This is a genomic window from Streptomyces sp. NRRL S-455, from assembly GCF_000717875.1.
In the GTDB taxonomy this organism is placed as follows: domain Bacteria; phylum Actinomycetota; class Actinomycetes; order Streptomycetales; family Streptomycetaceae; genus Streptomyces.
In genome coordinates this window covers 1-309 of record NZ_JOCT01000093.1, presented here as the reverse complement: position 1 = coordinate 309, position 309 = coordinate 1, and the positions used below count along the sequence as shown (strand labels likewise).

The window sequence follows — 309 nt, the reverse complement described above, 5'->3', positions numbered from 1 at the left end:
TGCCAGACGCGCGGCCTGGTCCCGCAGCGCGCCCTCCGACTTCCCGGAGAGCACGAACGGCAGCACGGTGCCGGCCGGGGGCCCGGACTCTACTGCGGCGTCGTCGTCCGGCGCCTGCTCGAGGATGACGTGCGCGTTCGTGCCACTGATACCGAACGACGAAACTCCCGCACGTCTGGCCTCGCCCGTCTCCGGCCAGGGCGTCGACTCGGTCAGAAGTGCGACCGCCCCCGCCGTCCAGTCCACCTGCGAGGACGGAGTGTCCACGTGCAGGGTCCGGGGCAGCACACCGTGGCGGATGGCCTGCAC

At 72.2% G+C, this 309-nt stretch carries 1 protein-coding gene; it reads right to left on the bottom strand.

Translation table 11 applies throughout. The annotated features are described in order from the left end of the window. A partial coding sequence (locus IE97_RS39065; protein ID WP_037845517.1) for a ketoacyl-synthetase C-terminal extension domain-containing protein occupies positions 1-309 on the bottom strand: 309 nt, incomplete at both ends.